General features: G+C 45.7%; 21 protein-coding genes and 1 riboswitch. Of the genes, 4 read left to right on the top strand and 17 right to left on the bottom strand.

The genetic code is table 11. The features are described 5' to 3' along the window. Positions 1-200: 200 nt before the first annotated feature. From AB4114_RS12180 to AB4114_RS12170, 3 genes are all read right to left on the bottom strand, one after another. Positions 201-329: a hypothetical protein gene (locus AB4114_RS12180; RefSeq protein ID WP_441988694.1), complete on the bottom strand. Its 129-nt coding sequence runs from the start codon at positions 327-329 to the stop codon at positions 201-203. Between the two features lie 43 nt (positions 330-372). Continuing rightward, positions 373-651: a hypothetical protein gene (locus AB4114_RS12175; RefSeq protein ID WP_441988693.1), complete on the bottom strand. Its 279-nt coding sequence runs from the start codon at positions 649-651 to the stop codon at positions 373-375. Between the two features lie 98 nt (positions 652-749). Further along, complete coding sequence (locus tag AB4114_RS12170) at positions 750-1,799, bottom strand: glycoside hydrolase family 88/105 protein (protein WP_441988692.1); 1,050 nt, start codon at positions 1,797-1,799, stop codon at positions 750-752. 192 nt (positions 1,800-1,991) lie between these two features. Between AB4114_RS12170 and AB4114_RS12165 the strand changes: the two genes are divergently transcribed. Then, positions 1,992-2,597: a hypothetical protein gene (locus AB4114_RS12165; RefSeq protein WP_441988691.1), complete on the top strand. Its 606-nt coding sequence runs from the start codon at positions 1,992-1,994 to the stop codon at positions 2,595-2,597. 317 nt (positions 2,598-2,914) lie between these two features. On the opposite strand, the gene AB4114_RS12160 is transcribed toward AB4114_RS12165, so the two are convergent. The 6 genes from AB4114_RS12160 to AB4114_RS12135 all read right to left on the bottom strand — a co-directional run bounded on the left by AB4114_RS12160 (position 2,915) and on the right by AB4114_RS12135 (position 13,255). Further along, complete coding sequence (locus AB4114_RS12160) at positions 2,915-3,730, bottom strand: carbohydrate ABC transporter permease (protein ID WP_171631846.1); 816 nt, start codon at positions 3,728-3,730, stop codon at positions 2,915-2,917. A 15-nt stretch (positions 3,731-3,745) separates the two neighbouring features. Beyond that, complete coding sequence (locus AB4114_RS12155) at positions 3,746-4,639, bottom strand: carbohydrate ABC transporter permease (protein ID WP_441988740.1); 894 nt, start codon at positions 4,637-4,639, stop codon at positions 3,746-3,748. 121 nt (positions 4,640-4,760) lie between these two features. Then, on the bottom strand, positions 4,761-6,092 hold the full coding sequence (locus tag AB4114_RS12150) for an ABC transporter substrate-binding protein (protein ID WP_171631847.1): 1,332 nt from the start codon (positions 6,090-6,092) through the stop codon (positions 4,761-4,763). 11 nt (positions 6,093-6,103) lie between these two features. Beyond that, positions 6,104-6,982, bottom strand: coding sequence for an HAD-IIA family hydrolase (locus AB4114_RS12145; RefSeq protein ID WP_312886288.1), 879 nt, complete (start codon positions 6,980-6,982; stop codon positions 6,104-6,106). A 220-nt stretch (positions 6,983-7,202) separates the two neighbouring features. Next, positions 7,203-7,751 (bottom strand): glycerol-3-phosphate responsive antiterminator, encoded by a 549-nt coding sequence (locus AB4114_RS12140; RefSeq protein WP_441988690.1) that lies wholly within the window; start codon positions 7,749-7,751, stop codon positions 7,203-7,205. Between the two features lie 98 nt (positions 7,752-7,849). After that, positions 7,850-13,255 (bottom strand): glycerophosphodiester phosphodiesterase family protein, encoded by a 5,406-nt coding sequence (locus AB4114_RS12135; RefSeq protein WP_441988689.1) that lies wholly within the window; start codon positions 13,253-13,255, stop codon positions 7,850-7,852. Between the two features lie 699 nt (positions 13,256-13,954). On the opposite strand from AB4114_RS12135, the gene AB4114_RS12130 reads away from it, so the two are divergent. Beyond that, positions 13,955-14,923 carry a cation diffusion facilitator family transporter gene (locus AB4114_RS12130; RefSeq protein ID WP_441988688.1) on the top strand — a complete coding sequence of 323 codons (969 nt, stop codon included), beginning with the start codon at positions 13,955-13,957 and terminating at the stop codon, positions 14,921-14,923. Positions 14,924-15,015: 92 nt separating this feature from the next. Here the strand turns inward: AB4114_RS12130 and AB4114_RS12125 are convergent, their stop codons facing one another. Continuing rightward, positions 15,016-16,077: a LacI family DNA-binding transcriptional regulator gene (locus tag AB4114_RS12125; RefSeq protein ID WP_441988687.1), complete on the bottom strand. Its 1,062-nt coding sequence runs from the start codon at positions 16,075-16,077 to the stop codon at positions 15,016-15,018. A 227-nt stretch (positions 16,078-16,304) separates the two neighbouring features. Between AB4114_RS12125 and AB4114_RS12120 the strand changes: the two genes are divergently transcribed. Both AB4114_RS12120 and AB4114_RS12115 read left to right on the top strand, forming a co-directional pair. Continuing rightward, the gene (locus AB4114_RS12120; RefSeq protein ID WP_441988686.1) at positions 16,305-16,439 is read left to right on the top strand and encodes a hypothetical protein; all 135 of its coding nucleotides are present in this window, start codon (positions 16,305-16,307) and stop codon (positions 16,437-16,439) included. A gap of 12 nt (positions 16,440-16,451) precedes the next feature. Then, positions 16,452-17,093, top strand: a complete 642-nt coding sequence (locus AB4114_RS12115; protein WP_441988685.1) for a phytanoyl-CoA dioxygenase family protein — start codon at positions 16,452-16,454, stop codon at positions 17,091-17,093. A gap of 125 nt (positions 17,094-17,218) precedes the next feature. On the opposite strand, the gene AB4114_RS12110 is transcribed toward AB4114_RS12115, so the two are convergent. From AB4114_RS12110 to AB4114_RS12080, 7 genes are all read right to left on the bottom strand, one after another. After that, positions 17,219-17,374, bottom strand: coding sequence for a hypothetical protein (locus AB4114_RS12110; RefSeq protein WP_441988684.1), 156 nt, complete (start codon positions 17,372-17,374; stop codon positions 17,219-17,221). A 93-nt stretch (positions 17,375-17,467) separates the two neighbouring features. Further along, positions 17,468-18,292 (bottom strand): ABC transporter ATP-binding protein, encoded by an 825-nt coding sequence (locus tag AB4114_RS12105; protein WP_441988683.1) that lies wholly within the window; start codon positions 18,290-18,292, stop codon positions 17,468-17,470. Between the two features lies 1 nt (position 18,293). Continuing rightward, the gene (locus AB4114_RS12100) at positions 18,294-19,112 is read right to left on the bottom strand and encodes an ABC transporter permease (RefSeq protein ID WP_441988682.1); all 819 of its coding nucleotides are present in this window, start codon (positions 19,110-19,112) and stop codon (positions 18,294-18,296) included. A gap of 35 nt (positions 19,113-19,147) precedes the next feature. After that, on the bottom strand, positions 19,148-20,167 hold the full coding sequence (locus AB4114_RS12095) for an ABC transporter substrate-binding protein (RefSeq protein WP_441988681.1): 1,020 nt from the start codon (positions 20,165-20,167) through the stop codon (positions 19,148-19,150). Between the two features lie 65 nt (positions 20,168-20,232). After that, positions 20,233-20,341: riboswitch (guanidine-I (ykkC/yxkD leader) on the bottom strand. A 332-nt stretch (positions 20,342-20,673) separates the two neighbouring features. After that, a complete protein-coding gene (locus AB4114_RS12090; protein WP_441988680.1) occupies positions 20,674-21,144 on the bottom strand; it encodes a YhcH/YjgK/YiaL family protein in 471 nt (156 codons plus the stop codon). Between the two features lie 32 nt (positions 21,145-21,176). Beyond that, positions 21,177-22,031, bottom strand: a complete 855-nt coding sequence (locus AB4114_RS12085; RefSeq protein WP_441988679.1) for a MurR/RpiR family transcriptional regulator — start codon at positions 22,029-22,031, stop codon at positions 21,177-21,179. Positions 22,032-22,095: 64 nt separating this feature from the next. Next, a complete protein-coding gene (locus AB4114_RS12080; RefSeq protein WP_441988678.1) occupies positions 22,096-22,974 on the bottom strand; it encodes an ROK family protein in 879 nt (292 codons plus the stop codon). Positions 22,975-22,976 lie beyond the last annotated feature (2 nt).

Here is a 22,976-nt window from a genome sequence, read left to right as displayed (position 1 = left end):
AATAACTGGATTTCCTGCAGCTAAATTCGGCCAAATAGTTCAATATCGCCTGATTCGGCTAGATTAGCTACATATAATCCATCTAAATTGAAATTAATGGCAACTTCGGCGAAATTAACAGCCTATTTTCCAGTTAAAATGGCGAACGCGCAAAAAGAAGCGCAGGAAAGCATTCCTGCACCTCTTTAACACCTTACTTACTATACGCTTTCAAGTAAATTCTGAGGTAACTGAACACGATTATTTCGGTAGAAGTCCCACGTCTTCCCTGGCGCTATCGGCACCGTGATCGACATCTGCTCCTCCTGAGCACCTATTGTAGCTATCACAGAATTGGCCCCAAGTCGAATATCAACCGCCGATAGCGTGCCATCAACCTCGCCAAGCGCCCATAATCGCAATGTTCGTATAATGCGGTCCCACATTTCGCCGGATAATCGCTTGGCAGGCGTGATAAATAGCTTCACGGATCAGTTCGACTAATGCCACAGGAAGAGATTCCGCATAATTTTTCAAGATAAGAACTAATTTCTTCCCTTGAAAATCCGCCATATTCCAGTCCGGTCGATCCATTTCATCCAGTGATTCTTCATAATTGTAGGGCCAAATGCCATATGTGGCTCGCGATGAATCCTTATCCTGCCGCTCCATCACAACTTCAAGGATATCAACTGCTCGTTGAATATTAGCCTGACCGCCATAGCATAAAAGATCATAATTGCCTCCAAGAGTTGCTCACTACTCATCACTTACTTCTCCTCTCGCAGTGCCTCAACCAAGAGCATTAACACAAGGCCTTGTCCATATAACGTTGGATACGTTGGAATATCATCTTGGTAGGCCTGAATCGTTGGCATCACTGGCGTCCCCCCGGATACCCCCTTCACGATACCTTCCTCCGTGATATACGGCACAATCGAAGTAAATACGAGCTCCACGGAGGCGGCTGTCTCTTCAAGACGAGGGATTAATCCCAGCTCCATGCCTTTCATAAGGCCATAAGCAATTCCCGCACTGCCCGACACTTCCCGATAAAAATGTGGTTGATCCATAACCGTACTCCAAAGTCCGTCTTCCTGCTGGTACGCAAGCAGTCCTGACATTAAGCGTCCATATCGTTCCTTAAGCTCATCCGGGATGGCAACAAGCTGATCAATCTCCTTCACGATCATCGGAATCCCTGCAGCAATCCAAGCATTCGCTCTCGTCCAACGCGCCGCTGACATATGATCACCCGATCCGCAGTTCCAACCGTGGAAAAGAACATTCGTCTCCTCATCCTGCAGCAATCGAAGGTGGATAAGCACCTGCTTCAATGCTTCCTCCGCATACATCTTACTGCCTACCAACGACGCTGTGCGCGCTAGAAACAGTACAGCCATAAATATCGTATCCGCCCATACCTGTTCAGCGAACGCCACATTTTCCGTCACCGTATGCTCGAAGGCTTCTTCGCGAGTTCGTGGTGTGTCCTTAATCAGCCACTCCGCTACCCGATCCGCTTCATCTCGGAACCAAGCATCATCCGTAATCCGGTACAAAGCTGGGAAAATGGCGTAAGGCGCGATCGAATTGATCACCTTCGTCCCTTTCGCTTTTTCACTATTGTGCTTCACCCACGCCTGCAAATAAGCCAATACTTCAGGTTTACCCGTTGCTTCGTAATATTCCAGCATGGCAATCACACCCACACCAGGCACCCAGTCCCAGTGATGAATGTCCATTCCCCATTCGCCGGAATGATCCTTCATCATTTCTTGCCATACCTTATTGGCGTGATTTGCATACGTCGAATTCATTGTTTGGGCAGCTCCTTTTTATAAAAAGATTACCTAAAGAGTAGCACCATTCGAACGTGTCCTGCTTGGGCTTCCGTCCCAAAAACATGGGGAATCGTCCAGAAGAACAGCTGAACTTTTCACAAAACTTTTCCAACCTCTCATTAACCGGTATAATACATGGATACAATTGGAAAATGGAGGTACATGACGATGGGTTGGTCCGAAATGCATTTGGTACCCAATGAATACAATGATGAAATGAAGAAAATTGATGAATCGCTTCTGCAACTGCTAACGGAGCGCAAATCCATTGCCAAAGGCAGACGATTTTACCCGCAAAAGGAAGTCCTTCAAGAATGGTCAACGCGATTCGGTATTGAAATTCCACAAATCAACTGGCTCCTTAACAGTCTGAATGAGCATTACCCTGTTATGCCGAATGAACCAGGTGATTTGGAGCACGTCGTGCCCATCATGAAGAAAACCGTCGTCGGTGACTTTTCGTATACATTGACACATACCATGCAGCACCAACACAGCAGTATTGTCTACGTTGAAATCAAACTCATACAACTCGATGGACATTTTGGCAACTTCCGGCCACAACTCCAGCTTGATATCATTGGTGCTGAGCTCTATCGTGTCATGAGAAATGGCGCAAGCGGCGGCGGCGGGCAAACCCAGATAACCTACCTTGTCACACCGCGTTTACCTGACAACTTAGAGGGCTTACATTTTGCCTTAATTCCGTATGCCAGCCCGATGGAGTCTCCGCCTAAAGAGATTATTTTGAATCAGGAAGTTCAATTTGATTAAAATGAGGGGAAAAGATCCATGCGGCTAGTACTCTCTCGTGTCTATAATGCTCTGATAGCAAAAAAAGCCCATGCATTGGGCTTTTTTCTATTTCATATAAGTACGCAAGGAAAAACGCTTAAGCTAGCTCTTTGCTTCTATATGACTGATCGCCACGGTAATTGTAAGTGCTGCAAGATATAAGGCTAGAGGTGTGCGTCTGCGCTTTGCGAGTTTTTTACTCAAGCTTCATCCCTCCTGATTGTAAAGTCTTTATAGGAAGATTTAACCAATCAGGCAGGATATGAATCAGCTTCTTGGTTGTTTTCCAACCATCATTATTTAATACCCGAATGCATGAAGCTTTCTACAAACTGACGTTGAAAGACGAAAAATGCGGTTAATAGCGGCAGGATGACCAACACAGTAGCCGCTGTTACCGTCCCCCATTGCGCGCCTGTCTCAAACGATTGGGCAAAAATCGCAATCCCGACCGTGAGCGGTCTCGTTTCGATAGAGTTCGTGATGATCAGCGGCCACATGAAATCGTTCCAGTGCGCACTGACGGAGATTAACCCAAACGCGATATAGGTCGATTTGGCTGAAGGCAGATACACGTGCCAAAGCGTTTGCCACCAACGACAGCCGTCCATTCTTGCAGCTTCGTCTAAATCCATTGGTATTTGCTTAAACGTTTGCCTAAGCAAGAATACACTAAACGAAGATGCCCAATACGGCAGCATGATCGCCAGTTTCGTGTCAACCAGGCCCAACTCTTTCATGATCGTGTAATTCGGAAAAATGAGTATGTCAGGCGGTATCATGATTTGGACAAGAAAGAGCATGAACATAACGCCTCGACCTATGAAATTTAATCTAGCAAAAGCATACGCCGCAAGCGTAGCCGTAATCAGTTGTGCAGCCAGCACACCAAGTACAATGATGATCGTATTGGAATAATAGCGAAGGAAGGTGATGGTTTCCCAAGCAGTCTTGTAATTTTGGAAGGTGGGATGCTGAACCGCAAAGGGGTTTACTCGGGTAATGACTTCACTCGACGGCGTAAATGAAGTAAAGACAGCCCATACGAGCGGTACAGCAAAAGCGATCGCCAGCAGCGCGATGACCAAACGATTAGTGACCCTTACGACCATGATGCTGACTCCTTTCTAGTAATGGATCCGTTTATCCAGAAATGCATAATTAAAGATGGAGATACTAAGTAAGATAACGAGCAGCACGACGGTAAGGACCGATGCTTTTCCCATATCCCAGAAGCTGAAAGCCGTCTCATAAATATGATATAACAGCAAATTACTTGCGTTATTCGGACCACCTTTCGTCATAATGTACAGGTGATCTACCAATTTAAACGAATTCGTCGTCGCGATTACCATCACGAATAGCGTGGTTGGCATTAAAAGTGGAAACGTCAGCTTACGGAAAGTTTGAAAAGGGCGTGCCCCTTCCATTTCCGCAGCTTCGTACACTTCTTTCGGTAAATTTTGCAAGCCAGCCAAATAAAAAATCATAAAAAATCCTGTTTCCTTCCATATCACCATCAGCATCATCGAAAAGAGGACCCAATTCGGATCTCCTAGCCAATGCTGAGTCGGTATGCCAAACACACTTAAAAACTTATCGAGCAAGCCATAGCTAGGTGTATAAATAAACAGCCATATATTGGCGATAGCAATCATCGGAATGACCGTCGGATAGAAAAAGAGTGCACGCAGCAAGCCTGTGCCTCTGAGCTTATTATTGACCCATACGGCTACGTACATAGCTAGTAAAATACTCACCGGAACCGTGCCGATCGCAAGCAGCACATTATTTCTTAACACTTTCAAAAAAATATCGTCTTGAAAGACATGCACATATTGATCCAACCCGACAAACGTTTTGTCGGTGAAATCGGAGCTGTAGAAGCTCCAATAGATCGATTTTAAGATGGGGTAAAACGTAAATAAGCCTAAAAATAAGAGTGAGGGTATGAGCAATGCATAGGCGAAACTATTTTCTCTCCAGTTGATCTTCCTTTTTGTTCGAAGTGACGGTTGCATCAAGGAAATTCCCTCTTTCTCACAAGTCGTGAAAGCCTGAGGCAGGGAAGCGCAGGCCACTAACTTGGAGTTAACCTCCGTTAGCCGAACGCTTCCCTGCCGTTTGTACGTTTACTTGCTGCTATTTTTGAAAGCTTTTCAAAATGTCATCCGCTTGCTGTTGGGATTTATCCAAAGCTTCTTTCGGCGTCATCGTTCCTAGCAAAGCTGCTTGGATGTTATCGTTAAATAGCTTCGTTACTTGACCGTTTTGGTATGTCGAAAGCTCGCTGTCCGCATATTGGAGTTGATCTCTAGCAACAGCCGCTTGCGGGAAATCCTTAATGTAGTTTTTCAGCTTGTCTGTCTCATAAGCAGCTTTCGTCGTGCCTACATAGCCGGTATCAATTGACCATTGCGCTACACGATCTGGCTGTGTCAAGAACTGAATGAATTTAACGGATGCTGCTTTGCGGTCATCTGGAATATTTTTGAAAACATACAGATTGCCGCCGCCTGTCGGTGAACCATATTTTTTGTTGGCTGGCAGGAACGCTACACCAAAGTTGAATTTCGCATCCGTTTTGACTTTGGTCAGATTTCCTGTTGTATGATACATCATAGCCGTTTTCCCGCTAATGAAATCGGAAGGCACGGTTGCCCACTCCAGTGTACCTTCTGGCATAACTTTATCCTTGCGACCTAAATCCGTGTAAAATTGCAGAGCTTCCTGCACTTCCGGCTTATTGAAGAACACTTGCTTGCCGTCAGCCGAAACAATATTGGTGCCTGTTTGAAGGGATAATGCTTGCGTCATCCAATACTGATAACCCGTGCTCGGGATTTCAAGCCCCCACTGCGATTTGTCACTGGTCGTGAGCTTAGCTGCATATTCTTTCAGTTCCGTCCAATTCGCAGGCGCCTTCTCCGGATCAAGACCTGCTTTTTTAAATAAATCCTTGTTGTAGTACAGCACGATCGTACTGCGTTGGAACGGTACGCTCCATACCGTATCCCCTGACTTGGTGTTCCCCATAAACGCTTCATAGAAGCCGCTAAAATACTCTTTAGAGAAGCGAGGTGTCAAATCTTCAATAGCTTTCATGGAAATCAAGCTGTACAAATCAGTCGAAAGCAGCACGGCTACGTCTGGCGAGTTGCCTCCCTGTACAGCAGTTGCAACCTTGGTCATCGTATCTTGATAGCTGCCGCCATAAACGGGTTTAACCGTAATCGTTGGGTTTTCTTTGTGGAAATCGTCAGCTAGCTGATCAATTAGTTTCGTAATCGGACCGCCTACCGCTACAGGAAAGTAAAATTGCAGTTCAACTGGCTTCGTGTTCGCTGTTGCTTCCGCGCTTGCCGTCGGGGATGTCGATGCTGCAGCTGTCTTGGTATCCGTGTTGCTCTCACCCTTCGCGCAAGCTGTTGCTACCAGAGTTACCATTAGTAATGATACGAGTGCTTTTTTCATTGTTTTTCCTCCTAAAGTTGATTAAATGTAATTTCACTTAGCTCTTGCAAAATATAATCAGGTTCAATGCCTGTCCTTACGATGTCGTTCTTCGCGTCAGCACCAGTCAGTACTAGTGCGGTGTACATATCGTTCGAATTCCCGAATTGAATATCGGTGGATAACCGATCACCAACCATTAAGCACTCCGATGGCAAAATATGCAGTTGGTCGAAGGCCTTTTGCGCATAGTAAGCGGATGGTTTGCCGATCACATGGACGGTTTTCTGAAGGCTGGCTGTTTCCAGTGCTTTCACAAGCGACCATGTATCCGGGATCACACCATCATCGATTGGACAAAAGGGATCCGGATTAGCAGCGATCAGCTTAGCCCCATTTCGCAGGGCATTCACGCCCGCCGTTAGCTTTTCAAATGTAAACTGCCTGTCTAATCCGACAAGCACATGTGTTGCGAGCAGCGGATTCTCTGTCGTCTTTACTTGATTACGCGCCAATTCTAGCTCCATGGCCGCTTCACCGATCATCAATACAGTCGCATTCGGCTCAAGCTCTTGAAAAAACTTCCCAGCCACACATAAGGCCGTGAGTACTTCATCCACTTCGCAAGGAACGCCTAATTCGATAAGCCGCTGATGCACGCTTTCCTTGGTCCGAATCGTCGTATTCGTAACGAACATCACCGATTTGTCTTGCTCACGCAGCCAGCTCACGGTGCTCAATACACCCGGCAAAAGCTTACTGCCCGAATAAATGGTACCGTCCAAATCGAATAAATAGCCTTTGAATGAATGCAACTCCTTACTGCTTTTCCTTGAATGTGTTCGCTGAAAATGCTGGGTAGTAATCTTGTCATCGATTCCACGTTCAGGAAATCTAGATGTATCTGCCACAGTACTGCCTCACTTTCAATAAAAATAACCCTTATCCAAAAAACACGAAAACAAGCCAATTCAGAGTATGACAAGCATGCTCCTGCTTATTTTCACATTTTCCTGGACAAGGGTTTTCTCCTGGTCTCGACCCGATGTTTCAGTTCGTGTGATATTCATAGTTTTACTATAAAGGATAATTGTAAGCGGAAAATTATCGTAATTTAGTCATTTTGTAAACTTAACGTCCGTTCCACATGCTCGGATCTCCAATGGAAATGTAATCCGCACCACTTTCTAGCGCTTCTACAATTTCTTTTTCGTATCGAATAAGACCTCCGACAATTAACGGTTGTTTGATGGTGTTTTTCAATTCTTTGATCACTCTCGGCATTAAGCCTGGCATGAGCTCCACTTCGTCCGGCTGTGTGCTGTTGATCATCCGGACTGCCGTTTGTAGGGCAGCCGTATCAATAATAAAAATACGCTGTATACTTTTGATACCGGCTTGTCTAGCTGCCGCAACTGCATTGGACTTGGTCGTAACAATTCCGTCCACTTTAAACTTTTCGGCTAAATACCCTACCGCATGTGCGTCCCGGCCAAGGCCGCCTACCATTTCAAGATGGACATACACTTGTTTGCCTGCTTGGTGAAGCTGCCCCATAATGGATTCCAAATTGCCAATATGACCAGTCATTAGATTAACTCGGGTCACATCACTTTCAAGTACTTTCGCGAGCTGATCGTCTTTGGTCACCGATGCTATAATTGGGTACTTCTTCAACATGCTCCCCCACCCCCACCTTAACCATAACAAATATTTGTTTGCTCAGGATTAACATCCCCTCCGCTATTCCTTTCTTAGAGGGGATGCTCACCATGCCATTAGTTAGAAAAGTTTAGAGCTTGCAGCATGCGGCTTAGCATCACTGCGCTTTCTGCACGAGTGCCGGTACTTAGTGGTGAAAAGACATTGCCATCCCTGCCATTAATAATCTGCAGCTTGGAAGCTGTTCGGATCGCATCCTTGGCCCACTCGGCGATATTCGCTGCGTCACTGAACGTGACCGAGCTGGTTGGTTGGAGCTTAGCACTGTAACCTGCGAATTGCAGTGCTCTGTCAATCATGACCGCCATTTCTTGGCGGGAGATCGGTGCATCTGGTCGGAATGTGTGGTCTTCATAACCACTTACGAGTCCAGCATCTGCCGCAAGGCTAACTGCCGTCGCAAACCAATCCGCAGCTTTAACATCCTTAAAGTTTGTAACAGTCGATTGTGAGGAAGATAAGCCAAACGATCTCACCAGTAAAGCGGCAAACTCTGCACGTGTTACTTGACGATCAGGTGCAAAGCTCGAAGCCCCTACACCCTGAACAATCATTTTATTCGCCATGGATTCCACGGTCTGTTTGGACCAATGATGCTCTAAATCGCTGAAAGTCACTGGGTTTGCCATCAGTAGATACGTGCTGTTCGTACGGCTGTAGATGAGAACGTCATTACCTTGAATCGAGAATGGAACTGGATGATACACGGTATTGCCTTTCGCATCTTGTTCTACACGCACAGCAGCCAATGCCTTTATGTCCGATACAGCGTCCAACTTGATGGATCTAGCAATAAACTGATGGAAGTTGGAAATTTCTTCGCTCTTGCCTTCTTCGGTTCCCACTGTAAGCGTAAAGTCGATGGCTTTTTTGACATCTTTCCCGGTTGCAATTGCTTCTGCAACAGCCTTTTCATTCAATTTAATTTGAATGGTCAAGTTTAGCTTATCTTGTGATGTTCCGTGCTTCACTGCCAAAGCTTGCAAATCTACAGCTGACAGATTCAGCTCATAGGATCCAAGTTCTGTTTGAATGATTACGGTATGATTGCTTGCAGCCGACATCACGGCTTGAATGGCAGCTGGTGCCAGGATGGCAACTGCTTGATCCTTCTTCTCATTCAATGGCACGGTAACAATCAGCTTTTTGTCCGTTCCCGATTGTTGAATGGCCGCTTGGATCAACGCATCTGTCACTTTGAACGGAGAATCCTTAATTTCCGTACCTCCACCTACGCTACCACCATTTTGCTCACTGTCATCTGGTACACTTGGCTCACTTGGCTCACTTGGTCCATTCAGCGTGATTGGCTGTGTGTACAAGTCATACTTATTGCCATCATTCATCGTGTAGGTGTATCGTAACAAAGCATGCGCTACACCTGAACCCTTACCATTCGCTGTAACCTCATTGCCGTTTACTTCAAAGGAATTTTGCCCATCCAACATAACAATCTCAGGTGCGATACTTGTTGTATCCCCTTTGTACGTTGTCACGCTGGCTTGAATCGGAATCGTTTCATTCTTCTCGAACGTAAACTCCGATTTCTCCGGTTTAATCGCTGCCGCCATATCCGCAGCCCAGTTGGCATAGTCGGTTGTTATGCCCCAAGCGCCATTTATGAAGAATCGATTAAACACTGTTCGATCATTAATTGTCCAAGGTGAAATCAAGATACCACGATGCTTAGCAGCCTCCATAAAGTTTTGCGAGATACCATGGTAATCATTGTTGAAAGTAGCATTCAAAGGCTGAATGGAGCTAAGTACTGTGCGCAGCATGCCTTTCACGTTGTTTCCGCCGGACAAACTTGATAACAAGCCTGAAGGCATGGTCGGCATCAAGCTGTTCATACGCGAGATCTGATTGGCTACGAACGACATGTTGTCGATATCAGCTTCGGCATTTTTAGATTGGACCAACTGAACGAAAGCATCAATAGCCGATGGTGTGGATGTCTTAATCTCGTTCATGATCATTTTGCCMCGTTGCTGAACGAGGTCAATTTGTTCTTCCAATGTCGGAATTTTCACATCTGGATAGTCCGTCGGATGAGGCTTATTGGCATTGAGTGCCTTAATTTCAGCCAATGTGTAATTCTCGATATTGCCCGTGCCATTCGTCGTTCCCTTCAAATCACCATCATGATGAATGACGAGGTAGCCATCCTTGGAAATATAAACGTCATTTTCAATGAAATCTGCCCCATTATCCAGCGCCAACATATTACTCTCAATCGTATTCTCTGGCGCAGCCGTCGGCAGTCCGCGATGTCCAATAATGTACGGTTTGCGTATCAAGGTCGTGTTATTGTTATACACACTTAAAGCATTGAAAGCCGCACTTGGCGTGCCCGTCACAATCCCATTAACTCCCGCTGTAATCAGCGAATGCAAGGCAAGATTTTCCCCATTAGTTGTGGAAACAGATTTTGCCCATACCATGATCGTTCTCATTTGCAGATAGTTCGTATTTTCTCTTGTAGCAGCCTGCTGTGGAAGCACCGCAATATGTGCGAGGCTTGTATTGGTTATCTGACGAATTTCCAGCAACTGATCGTTGTTCTCAATTGTTTTACCGGAAAAATCCACGATTCCGCGTATGATCGGATACGCTTGTCTGGCCTTTTTAACCAAATCGCCATTACTTGATATCACAAATACATCCTCAATACTATTCACTTTCAAGTACGGCACCAAGGCATCTACCGTCTGCTCATCCTTGACATAGAAGGCAGCCATCGTTGAAGTTCCGAGCGTAGTTAGGATCGAATCAAAGTCCCCAATCACGGTTTGACTGCTAGCATCAGTCACTTTAAGATCCTTGTTGACATGTAAGATGACGGTAGCAGGTAAGGAAGTACCTGTCAGTTTGGATAAATCGTTGGCAGTTGCAATCTCCGTCACAACGGTGGAAGCCATAGCAATTTTCGTAGTAGGCTCCGTCACACTTACATATTTCTGAGTCGCGGATAAAGGCAGCGCATCCCGTTGTAAAGTAATCCGAATATTGTCTACCCTCATTTTGCTGGCGTTGGATTGTAAACCAATTCTTCCTTTTGCATACAAACCTGCATTGTCCGTATCCACGACAACCTTGTCGTTTATCATCTCCATCACACGATTGTCAAAAGCTTTGATCGTATAATGGTACAGTTTGCTAGGGTCTATAGCTTCCGTAAAAGCACCGGTATCCATGACATTCCAGGCATTCGATGTAGTTCTTTCAGCAAATTCTACACCATTTGCCGCTGTAGCGTCTTTTCTGACCGCCATTTGATAATACGGATAATCATTGTTTTGAATACGATACATGATGGAATGCCATCTAGCATTATCGTTCGCTTGCAAGTGCGTCACATCAGCTTCGATTTTATAATTGCCAAAAGCCCCTAGGAAATCAGGCAAAAGTACACGAGAAGGATTATCTGGGGCTGCTGCCGCATCCAATTCGAATCCTCCCGTTTTAACAACGGCTTTGCTCGTAGTCGTCCCTTCTTTTCGTGTCCAGCCTGCGGGAAGCGTTCCTTCCGTAAGCTGATCAAAATTTTCTTCATAGAGCACATACTCACTATCCGTTGCTTCTTTCGCTACAACAAACATTGAAATGGAAACTCCGTCTTTTTGAGCAGTTAGGGAGTATACACCTTTTTGGAGAACGCTCAGACTGGTACTATTCACTACAACGGAAGGGCTGCTAGTTGCCCAGGTCAAATCGCTGCCTGTCACTGTACCTGACGTAAAATCACTAAAATCTGCTTTAAACACGATTGAATTCAAGGGTACTGGTTGATTCACTGTAGCTACAAAGTAACCATCATCGTGCTTGAGGGAATTTACTTTTGCTGGCACCGTACTCGGTGTTACCGTTACTTCTTGCAAGTACTCGGCCGTATCGTAAATCACCCTAACTGTTGCTCTTCCTGCTTTAATTGGATAAAACGAATTATTCGAAACCTTGATGATCGACTCATCCGAGGAGTAGTACTTGATTGATTTGTTTAAAATGTCTTCGCTAATACCATCCGAGTAATACACACTGCCGGTCACACTTATCGGACCACTCAATGCTTCCATCGTGTTAGGTACAACGAGGTCAAGCCGATCTGCCGTTATTCGCGTTACCTTCAGGTTGTCGAACGAAACCCTGCTTTGATCCGCTTGCAGCCCTACTTTCCCTTTCTCCATCACGACTGTCGCTGGCAACGTTGTGTCCGTCACCATCGTGTAGGTCGGATCTGACTTTGCTTTCATATACTCCTTGACGTTATTGCCAAAAACCCGAACCTTCATCGTGTAGTCGGAGTTCAAAGTCAATGCTCTCCAAGAACCCGAAATCGGAGTTGGCGAATACCAGTTGCTGTCCGCTTTGCGATAGGCGAATTCGTAGGTACCATTTTGACGGATAGCCATTTGATTGTAAGGAACTTTCCCCGTAGAAGGCACTCTGAACATCAATGCTGCCCATCTTCCTGCATCCAGCACAGTTTCGAATCGTACATCCGCTTCAACCGTGTAGTTATCCCACTGTACCGGAGCAATAATCCGCCCCTGCTTACCTGAAGCCTTTCCATCAAAAGTCATCCGTCCATTGCCATATGTATCCTGCACAACTGTAAACGGCGCGCTTCCCGCGTTCACATCAGAAATCCATCCGTATGGAATCGTGCCCGTCGGATTCGCATCGAAATTTTCCTGCAAAAGCACGGGATTCACCGGATCTGTCACGGGATTACTGTCCACGAGGTTGATCACACCAAAACCAGAGGTATCATTCCAAAATGAGCTCGATTGGTACGCACTCCAGTAACTATTTCTTTGCTGCGCAGCGTCCGCCCCATAGCGGTCTGTTACGCCAATTTCCAAGCCCAGCTTCTTCGTCAACACAGGATCCATCTTCAACATATCCCATGGTACCGCTGTTTCTAAAGACCAGCCCGTTGCGGTTTTCTTAATGGCCCGCAAAATCTTATTCGAATCCTTGCTGCTTTGTCCATTTGTCGCAGCCCCGAAGTGAAACTCAGGGGATGTAGAATCCGATTGATACACAAATCCGAGTTGCATATCATCTGTTGCATAAGGCGCAGATTGATGCATCGTTGGATCTAGGAAGAAATTAATGTTATCCTGTTCAAACCAATTCCCCGTACCTGCTGCAGTCAGGCTCTCATCATCTGCCTTAACCMCAATGTACAGGTACTTATTGTCCCAGAGCATGCCGAATTTACTATCTTTAAACGTTCCACCACCTGTTTGTTTCGTTAACCTCTGGTTAATTGACCAAAGTGACTCGTCCAAATCCCCATCAATCACCGGGGCATTAACCGTCTTCCTCACATCGAGAGAATTTCTTACATCTTCCGCAGCATGAGCCTCTTGGACATTCATTAGACCAATAGGTGCTAAGCTAGTAACTAGTGCAGCGACTAGTAGACTATTCAAAACCTTTTTATATCGTTTCATAGAATCAACCCTTTCTTGGAAAATGGATGAATGCATGTTATATACTCGTTAAAAAAACAGATGAACCTACTTTCGATCGTCTTCAAATCCTCCTATCTGTTTTGGAGAACACAAAAAACCCTTCACGCATACAAATGACCTCAGCTAGCTTCCACTAGCCGTTCATTTGCTGCCATGAAGGGTTTTCTCCGCGTCTCCTACCCTTGCCTGTTCAGTTGTCCTATACTCATTCTAGTCATTGAGTGTTTTTGAAGTGTTATCTTGGCAATAAGAAATTGTAAAATATATGCGAATTCAATCCATTGTTGGGTGTGATTGTGAGGTTGGTTGATAACCATTATGTATATGGGGTATTGGTCATGACATAAAAAAAAGGAACCCAGCCAACGGGGCCGGGTTCTAAAAGTTTATATTAAAAAGGGGGTCTTGTTTATTATATTACCAAGTGAACATTATGGAACCATAACAGGAATATTTCATTTCTGTTACAAATTAGAAAACGCTTTCTATTCTAATTTGCTGTCTCCGTCCTCCGTTCTCTGTTCTCCGCTCTCTGTTCTCCCCTCTCCGCAATGCCCTGCTCCTCGCCTCCATCCACCTCACCTTCAAATTCTTCCCCATTTCCAGTTGCACGTTTTACCCAAGTGGCATATACTAAGTATACACTAATTAGAATAATTATAAATAAGGAGGTACCCTATGAGCGTCGAGTATGACTATCATCATCTCCACCATGTGAAAGAACAAAGTAAGTCAAGAAAAACCCTGTGGGTTACCCTCATATTAACGGCCTTTTTCACGATTGTTGAAATTATCGGTGGGGTGTTATCGAATTCCCTTGCTCTTTTATCCGATTCGGCTCATATGATTTCAGATGTCATTGCGCTTGGTCTGAGTATGGTTGCCCTCCAATTAGCTACGCGCCAGCCCAATGCTCGCTTCACTTTTGGATTCCTGCGCTTTGAAATTGTCGCTTCTTTTCTCAACGGCTTAGCGCTTTGCATCATCGCTTTGGGAATTTGTATTGAAGCCGTCCAACGTGTCCTCCACCCTCAACCCATACAATTGGGACTCATGCTAGGCATTGCCTCGATCGGGTTCGTCGTTAACCTCGTCCTTACGTTGGTTCTCCATAACAGCGTCAAGGAGGAAGACAATCTGAATGTGCAAAGCGCGCTCTGGCACTTTTTCGGAGATTTGCTTAGCTCGGTGGGTGTGATCATTTCGGCCATTGTTATTTATTATTCCGGTCTTCTCTGGTTCGATCCGTTGATTTCGATCGTGATTGGGGGCATTATTTTTACAGGTGGCAGCAAAATAATTCGTGAATCCTTCATGATCCTGATGGAATCCGTCCCTGAAAAGTTTAATCTAGACGAAATCCGCTCCGTGATCGCGAAGGTTGAAGGCGTAGAAGATGTCCACGAAATGCATCTCTGGGCGGTTTCGACCGACCATTATTCCCTAACCGCGCACGTGTTTATTAGTCCTAACATTCAGCCTTTTTGTGTCATTCTCGCTATTAATGAGACGTTAAAGAGCAAGTACGGCATCGAGCATGCCACGATTCAAATCGAACACGCGGACATTAATCCGCACGGGGAATACGGGAAAGATTTCCTGCGGCAGCAAAAGCAGCTGAAACAACAAAACCACACAAGCGCCTAGCGCTCCAGCATAGACCTACCAAACTTGAAGGAAACCACCTTTAACTTTTAAACAAGCAAACCGTTAATCACCTCCCAAGGTGACTAACGGTTTTATTCGTTATGCGTCGAATTACGCACAACCATTTCCATATCGATGAGCAGCTCATGCCCCTTCATCTGAGCCAGATACGAATCCAGCAATATCGCGCTTTCCTCGTCTACTTCTTCCCCCATCTGCCGCATCAGGAAAGCCGCAACTAAACGCGTTTGCAGCTCGACTGGCATCTCGAAGCTCGTAATGGAAGGAATGCTAGCCTTCGCAAAATGCTCATTATCCATACCGATAAGCTGCACTTCCTCAGGAACACGGATGCCTCGCGCATGGCATTCAGCAATCAATTCCAACGCTAGCGCATCATTGAACGTGTAGATGCCGATAGGTCGGAGCCCGCCGCTCACACGCAGCGCCTCTTCCAAAGTTCCAGCGACACCCAGCTCTCCTGCATCCAAAAGCGCATGCACGATCGTCTCCGCTCGGTCACCTAGCCCCGCCAGAAAACCCTCGATGCGCTGCTCATTCGCGCCCATCCCCTTACGTCTTCCCGCATAGAAAACAGCTCTGCAGCCATGTGACAGAAAATACTGAACGGCCTGGCTCGAGGCCTTGGCAAAATCCAAATTCACAGCCAGCTTCGTAATCTCATTCGGCCACCCCCACCCGTTAAAGATGACAAGCGGCGTTCCTTCACCCACTAATTGCTGTGTGGAATGCATGCTGATCGCCAAGCCATGGGAAACTAATCCGTCCACTCGTCGTTGCAGCAAATGCTCAATATGCCTCGTCTCCACTTCAGGATCCATGCCTGCCGCTGAGAATACAGATAAGTGATAGCCGTAACTGTGAAACCTTCTTTCCAATTTCTCAGCAAATCTGCCATAATACCCGCCAAAATGCGGGAGAATCAATCCTAACTCATTCGAGCGTCGCCGACTTAAACTCGTTGCCATGACGTTCCGGCGATAACCTAGTCGGACAACCGCTTCTTCCACTTTGCGGATGGTTTCCGGAGACATCGGAACCTWCCTTCGGTTAATAACATTCGACACCGTCGCAATGGACACACCTGCCTCAGAGGCAACATCGACGATGGTAGCTTGTTTGTTTTTTTTCATCCTATGCCCTCATTCTTGAAACGCTTAAACTCATTGTAGCTAGAAGGGGATTGCTCGTCAAATCTCTGTCTTTTTTGCAAATAATCCAAAAGCGCTTCTGCTCTTTAGCATTTCTACCAATTCTTAGACATCACTACTTACAGAAAAATAAGCATCAGAGTATGATGAACTCAATTGAAACTCCCGCTTCACTTGCCATACCCAATTTGAACAAAGAGGTGACCCCCATGTTTCAAGTGCCAGCAGAGAAAATCGCATTTTATGAAGAGAATGGTTTTGTCCAGTTAGAGGATGTCTTGTCGGAAAAGGAAATCAATGAGCTGAGCGCTTACCTCGACGAGGTCATGGCGATTGAAGGATAACATACACAAAGTGTGGAGAAGGACTCCGACTACTTCAAAATTCTCAACAGCAAAATGAATACATGGCGGGATTCTGCAGGTATAGCCCTTTACGTGCTAAGTCCCAAACTTGCGGATATTGCCAGGCAATTTTCCGGTTCAACCGGCGTCCGCTTGTTCCATGATCAAGCCTTCTGGAAAATGCCCGGAGATTCCAAACCTACACCTTGGCATCAGGATGCCACTTATTTTCCCATGCATGAATCGAACGTCCTAACCCTATGGCTGCCGATGCATGATGTGGATGATGTGAATGGGTGCTTGTCCTTCATCCCAGGCTCTCATAAGGAAGGGAAATTAACGAATGTCGACTTCCTCCATCCCATCGATTTACTCGAGCTCACCAAGGAAAGTGGTACAAACCTCCGCCGACCTATCAACGTCCCTCTCAAACGCGGCAGCTTCACACTTCATCATGGACTCACTTTTCATTATGCGCATGCCAACAAATCTGACAAACCACGCCGAGTCTTGACCATCGTCTATATGCCGGAGAATGCCACTTTTAATAGCAAAAGCAATCATGAGCTCACCCAAGGCTCTGGCTTTCAGGAAGGTGAACTCCTTAAGGGGCGGCTTTTCCCCGTCTTAGCATCGGCTCCACAATCTGACTAAGCGGTATGGGATAGGATATCTGTTACTCTTTTGGCGTTTTGAATGATTAACTGGAAAACCTCCATCTAAATTCTCCCTATTTGGTTCAAAATCAGAATTAGATGGATTTCATGTAGCTAATTTACTCACTTCTGCGGTTTTTGAGCAAAATGGCTCAAAATAGCTGGATGTTTTCCAGTTATTTCATCTATTTCATCTATTTCATCTATTCCACCTATCTCACCTATCTCACCTATCTCACCTATCTCACCCATCTCACGCATCTCACCCATCTCACCCATCTCCCCCATCTCCCCCAATGCACAATTGATGCAGTCACAACCAAACACAAAAGGCACCACTAGCAGATCATCTGCTATGGTGCCCCTATGCCTTTACTCGTCGTGATGCCCAATCAACGAAATGATCTGCTTCTTCAGCTTCATGAAAGCTTCGGAATCCTTCACATCCTCTACCTGCCGCAACCCGCGCGGTATGACAATTTCACTGCGGATCGTGCCTGGATGCGCCTGCATCACATATACCCGCTGCGATAAGAAGATAGCTTCCTCGATATCGTGCGTGATGAACACAACCGTCGTCTTCTCCTTTTCCCAAATGCGCAGCAGCAGCTCCTGCATGGCATTTTTCGTTTGCGGATCCAGCGCGCCGAACGGTTCATCCATGAGCAGCACATCCGGATTATTCGCCAAAGCTCGCGCGATCGCCACCCGCTGCTTCATCCCGCCCGAAAGCTCCTTCGGCAATGATTTCGCGAACTTATGCAACCCGACTAGCTCCATGAAGTGATCGGATATGGCTCTCTTTTCGAACAAAGGAACACCCTTCAACGTCAATCCGAACTCAATATTCTCTCTCACGGATAGCCAGGGGAATAACGTATAGCTCTGGAAGACCATGCCTCTGTCAGCGCCAGGACCTTCAATCTCATGCCCGTTGATACTCAGATCCCCCATCGTCAAGGGCTCTAATCCAGCAATAATCCGCAATAAGGAAGACTTCCCGCAGCCTGAGGGCCCGACAAAGCTGACAAATTCATGCGCATCCACATGAAAGGACACTCGATCCAAAGCTACGAATTGCGACTTCTTCGTACTGTACACCTTCGTAACATCGACCGCCTCAATTTTTCGTACAGCAGCACTCGCAATAGTCCCCTCAGAAGGTACGTTGTTATAATCTAAGTTTAATGCTTCCATCTTAACGTCCTCCTTCCAACCATGGGAAAAATCGCTTATGACAATAAGCAAATGTGCGATCCGTCAGTAAGCCAAGCAAACCAATCGCAATTATGCCTACGAAAATTTGATCCGTGTTCAAGAACCGCTGCGCCTTCATGATCGAAAATCCAAGACCACTGCTAGCCGCAACCAACTCAGCTACAACCAGATACGTCCATGCCCATCCAATGATTAAGCGGAGCGTATTCATCAAATCTGGAAGCAGTGCAGGAATCAGCACCTTTTCGATCACTTGCCAGCGTTTCGCACCTAACGTATAAGAGGTTTGCAGTAGATCATTGGAGACTGACCTTGTATTGTCTGCAACCATCAGCATCAATTGGAAGAAACACCCCAGGAAGATGACGAGGACCTTCGCCCATTCGCCAATCCCTGCCCACACCATGATCAAGGGAATAAACGCTGTCGCAGGCATATACCGAATAAATTCAGTAGGAGGTACTAGGATAGCTTCCGCAAACTTATACGTACCTGCCAGGATCCCTAGCGGTATCCCGATGATACAAGCGAGCAAGAATCCACCGCCCACTCGGAAAATACTGATCCAAACATTTTGCCAGAACACGGGGTTCTGTAATTGAATCCCAAACTGCCGGAGCACCTGATCCGGTGTTGGAAGGAATGTACGATTAACCAAGTTGCCGTAGCTCATTACGCTCCAGAACAATAACAGAATCGCAATGATAAGCACAACACCTGACAAATATGATTTACGGCTAATTTCACCACGTATGGCAAACAATGTGGACTTGCGTCTTTTTTTCACCAGCGTTTCCATCTGCAGCCCTCCTGCTCAGCCTTTATATCTTTAATTTATTTCTTGCGTTCCTTCATGACTTCCTCTACAAAGTGGCCATCCAAGAAGGTTTCCGCTTTCGGTATTGTGCTCAGCATATCTAAGCCTTTTAAGAATTCGGCCGTCTTAACAGAAGTAAAGGCTAGCGATTCGTAGGAATCCCCTTTGGCGAAAGCCTTGACGTTATCCTCCAGTTGGAAAATCTTCACGCTATCCACGCCAGCTTTGTATTCATCAATCGGCGTCTCTGCCGCTTTAGCCATAATTTTCAAAGACTCTTCTGGGTTCGCTTTCCAGTAGTCCAATGCATCGAACCAAGCGTTAATGACTTTTTTCACATCGTCTGGACGATTCTTCGTAATTTCTTCTTTAAATACGAGCAAGTCAGGAATCAATCCTGGTGTATCCTTGGATGAGAAGAGCAGCTTCCCTTTCCCCTCTTGAATGGCTTTGCTTAAGAAAGGCTCCCAAAGTACCGCAGCATCCAGATTACCCGCTATGAACGCTGGCCCTGCATCGTTGACTGTCATATTCGTATAAGAGACATCCTTCTCTGCTAATCCGGCTTTCTCAAGCGCTGTCAGCATCAGAAGATGATCGACAGTTCCAAGCTCAGTTGCGACTTTCTTACCTTTCAAATCTTTCAATGAATTGATACTAGGCTTCACAACAACACCGTCGCCGCCATTCGAATTATCATTCACCAGCACTGCTTTCAACTTAATGCCTTTGCTTGCTGGAACTAGTGTATCGCTCAACGTTTGACTATTTGCATCCACTTTACCTGAAGCGAGTGCGGATAAGGAGTCACTGTACACAGGGAACCAGACCAGATCCACGTTCACGCCATTTTTCTCGAAAAAGCCCTTCTCCTTCACAAGGTACCACACGAACCAACCCGGCCATGGACTAAGCGCCAACTTGATTGGCTCTTTGCTGCCTCCTGCTGTCGTACTCGCCTCTTTACTTCCACACCCGCTGATTACTGTAAAAGTTAATAATACCGCCAACATCAGAAATATAGTTTTTTGTCTCATTCCCCGAACTCCCTCTCTGTATAAAATGATTAGGAAAAAGCCCGGAATGATATCATATCCTGATATCCTCCCGGGCTTTTATCCCTCCGTGTGCACGATGAAGCTCACCGTGTGTCTTCTCTTGGACCTGACCGATAGCCTTCATTCTATCGCGGAACCCTAGAAAACAAGTTTGCTATGCGGTTGTTACTTCGTTGTCTTACTTTTGTTTATATCATACTTAGATTGTTCGTTTATGTCAACATATATAACATAGTTAATTTTAAATCGTTTGAAATCGCTATTCGCGTAACGTTACATGACATAAATACAGTCCTGACGGGGGTACCGCAATATATTCAATTCTATTCCGCCTTCAGATGTTAGATAAACAGCCTGTTCAGCTCGCCGAGTCTCATGTCATCATGACCAAAAAGCCCCTTCGCTTAAACTGCGAATGGGGCCTTTGTCTATAGACAGCTAACTGTTATCTATACTTTACAAGTGACGAACAAACAAGTATCGAACTAAGGCTGTAACAGCCCCACATGAACTTTAATTACCGCTTTTTTGATTTTCGATGATTGCCCCATGCCAGGTCTATGAATATCGTTAGGGAAAAAGACGGCGAACATGCCAGGCTTGAGATGAAGCAAAATCTCGTCTGCCGATGGATCATATAATGCATAGTCATGTTCACTTTCATAGGCTTTTACAACACGGAGATCTTCCCGATCCGCAAACCAACCGATCGTCTCTTCTCCATCGATTAAGTAGTGGATATCAATATACGACTCGTGCTTCTCAGCTAGCTGCTCGTCCATCGGCTTAGCATCAAATTCCATAAACGATACGTACATCTGATCACCTTTGATCTCTACTCGACCTTCAGGCACGTCACCATTAAGCAGTAGATTAAGTTCCTCTAAGGCCGTTACGATAACTGTATGCTCAAATTTATTTTGTTTTTCCCACAATGACATTGTACCTAAAATCATGGACTATTCCCCCATTGCACATGTGTAATCCTTTAAAGCAATTTCACGACCACGGACTCCGCTGTATGTTCCTTGTTCCTAATCGATTCCTCGTAGGATCTTTTGAAGTATTCCACATATAAGACATCCAACAAATAGAGCTGCGAAATTTTCGCCGACAAGGAACCTCCCTGCAGAGGGCCTTCATTGGCTCCACATAACAGCGTAAGATCAGAATACGAAGTTAATGGCGACTTGACAAAGCGGGTAATCGAAATGACGGTAGCCCCGCATTCCTTCGCCTTTTTGGCCACCTCAATCGTATCCTTGGTTGAGCCCGAATACGAGATGATCACAGCCACATCCCGTTTGGTCATCAACGCTGCCGACATCATCTGAAGATGTGAATCGATTGTGCATTCCGTTTTGTTGGTGATGCGCATGAATTTAATTTTCGCTTCCATGGCTGTCATTAAAGATGAGCCTACACCGAAAAATATGACTTTTTCTGCTTGAAGTAAGTAATTAATGGCTTCATCGATTTTGGAGCTATCAATTAAGTTGAACGTTTCGTTTAACGCACTTATGTTGGTTGACAGCACCTTGGATGCAACTTGTGCGATGGAATCATTCATCAATACCTTCTCGGTAAGCTGCGGAATTTCATTTTCCACGGTAATGCTATGTGCCAGTGCAATTTTGAAATCTTGGTAGCCCTTGTAGCTCAAGGACTTGCAGAACCTGAATATACTAGATTCGCCAACCCCGCAAACATCTGCAAGATCTGTAATTGACATGTAGACAACTCTGTCTATGTTCTCCAGGACATAGTCCGCTACTTTTTTCTCGGTCGTTGTTAGGTTGTTATATTTAGAATGAATAGTTGTAAAAATATTGATTGTGCGCACACGATCACCCTCTTAGCCTCAAGATTCAGACATGATGCGCAACAATAATGCGAATGCGCCTCTTTCAGCGTAAGAATAATGAGGCCGCGCCCAATAGACCAGCCTTATTTCCCAAAGAAGCCTTAAGAATTTTCACGTCTGCAAAACTTTCCATGATCAAATCTTGYGTTTGGGCCTCGACTGCACGAACGAGTTCCTCTTGCTCCATCACACCGCCCCCTACAATAATAGCCGAGGGATTAAAAATATGAATAATTGAAGCTAAGCCAACGGCTACTTCTGCCGCCCAAGCATGCAAGACCTGCTGCAATGGTTCGTTTCCTAATCTTATTTTACCAAAAAAAACCTTGCCGTCCACACATTCCGGATCCACCTGTTGCGCCATTCGAACTAATGCTGTCGTTGAGGCATAGTTTTCATAATAAGGCTTTCTCTCTCCACCGCGCGCGTCTGGTAATGGGTGCGTAATGATATGACCGAATTCCGCAGCTACACCCTTAGCTCCTCGGTAAATCTGACGATCGATAACGATCGCTCCGCCGATACCTGTTCCGAACGTAAGACATAAGAAATCTTGAAACGATTGCGCTGCGCCGAAATAGGCCTCTCCCAATGCTGCCGCGTTGACATCATTTTCAACTCTAGCAGGCTTCTTGAATCGATTTTCAACGATCTCTCTGATTTTCATTCCCGTGTAATCCGGAATATTCTCATTTGCATAAACAATATACCCTTCTTCGGAATTGACTTGTCCAGCTGTGCTTATGGCAATAGCATCGTAATCCGCATACACCGCAAGCTGGAGAAGCAATTTCTCTATGACATGAGGGCCTCCCTTGAGGCTTTCAGTGGGATATTCCTTATATTGATCGACATTCCCTCGTTCATCGCAAATCCCCATCTTCGTGTTGGTACCACCAATATCTGCCGCTAAAATTTTCATAA

It is taken from the genome of Paenibacillus sp. 2RAB27, from assembly GCF_052115445.1.
Classification (GTDB): Bacteria; Bacillota; Bacilli; order Paenibacillales; family NBRC-103111; genus Paenibacillus_E.
Note: the sequence above shows the minus strand (reverse complement) of the source record. Positions and strands in the feature narration are given on the sequence as shown.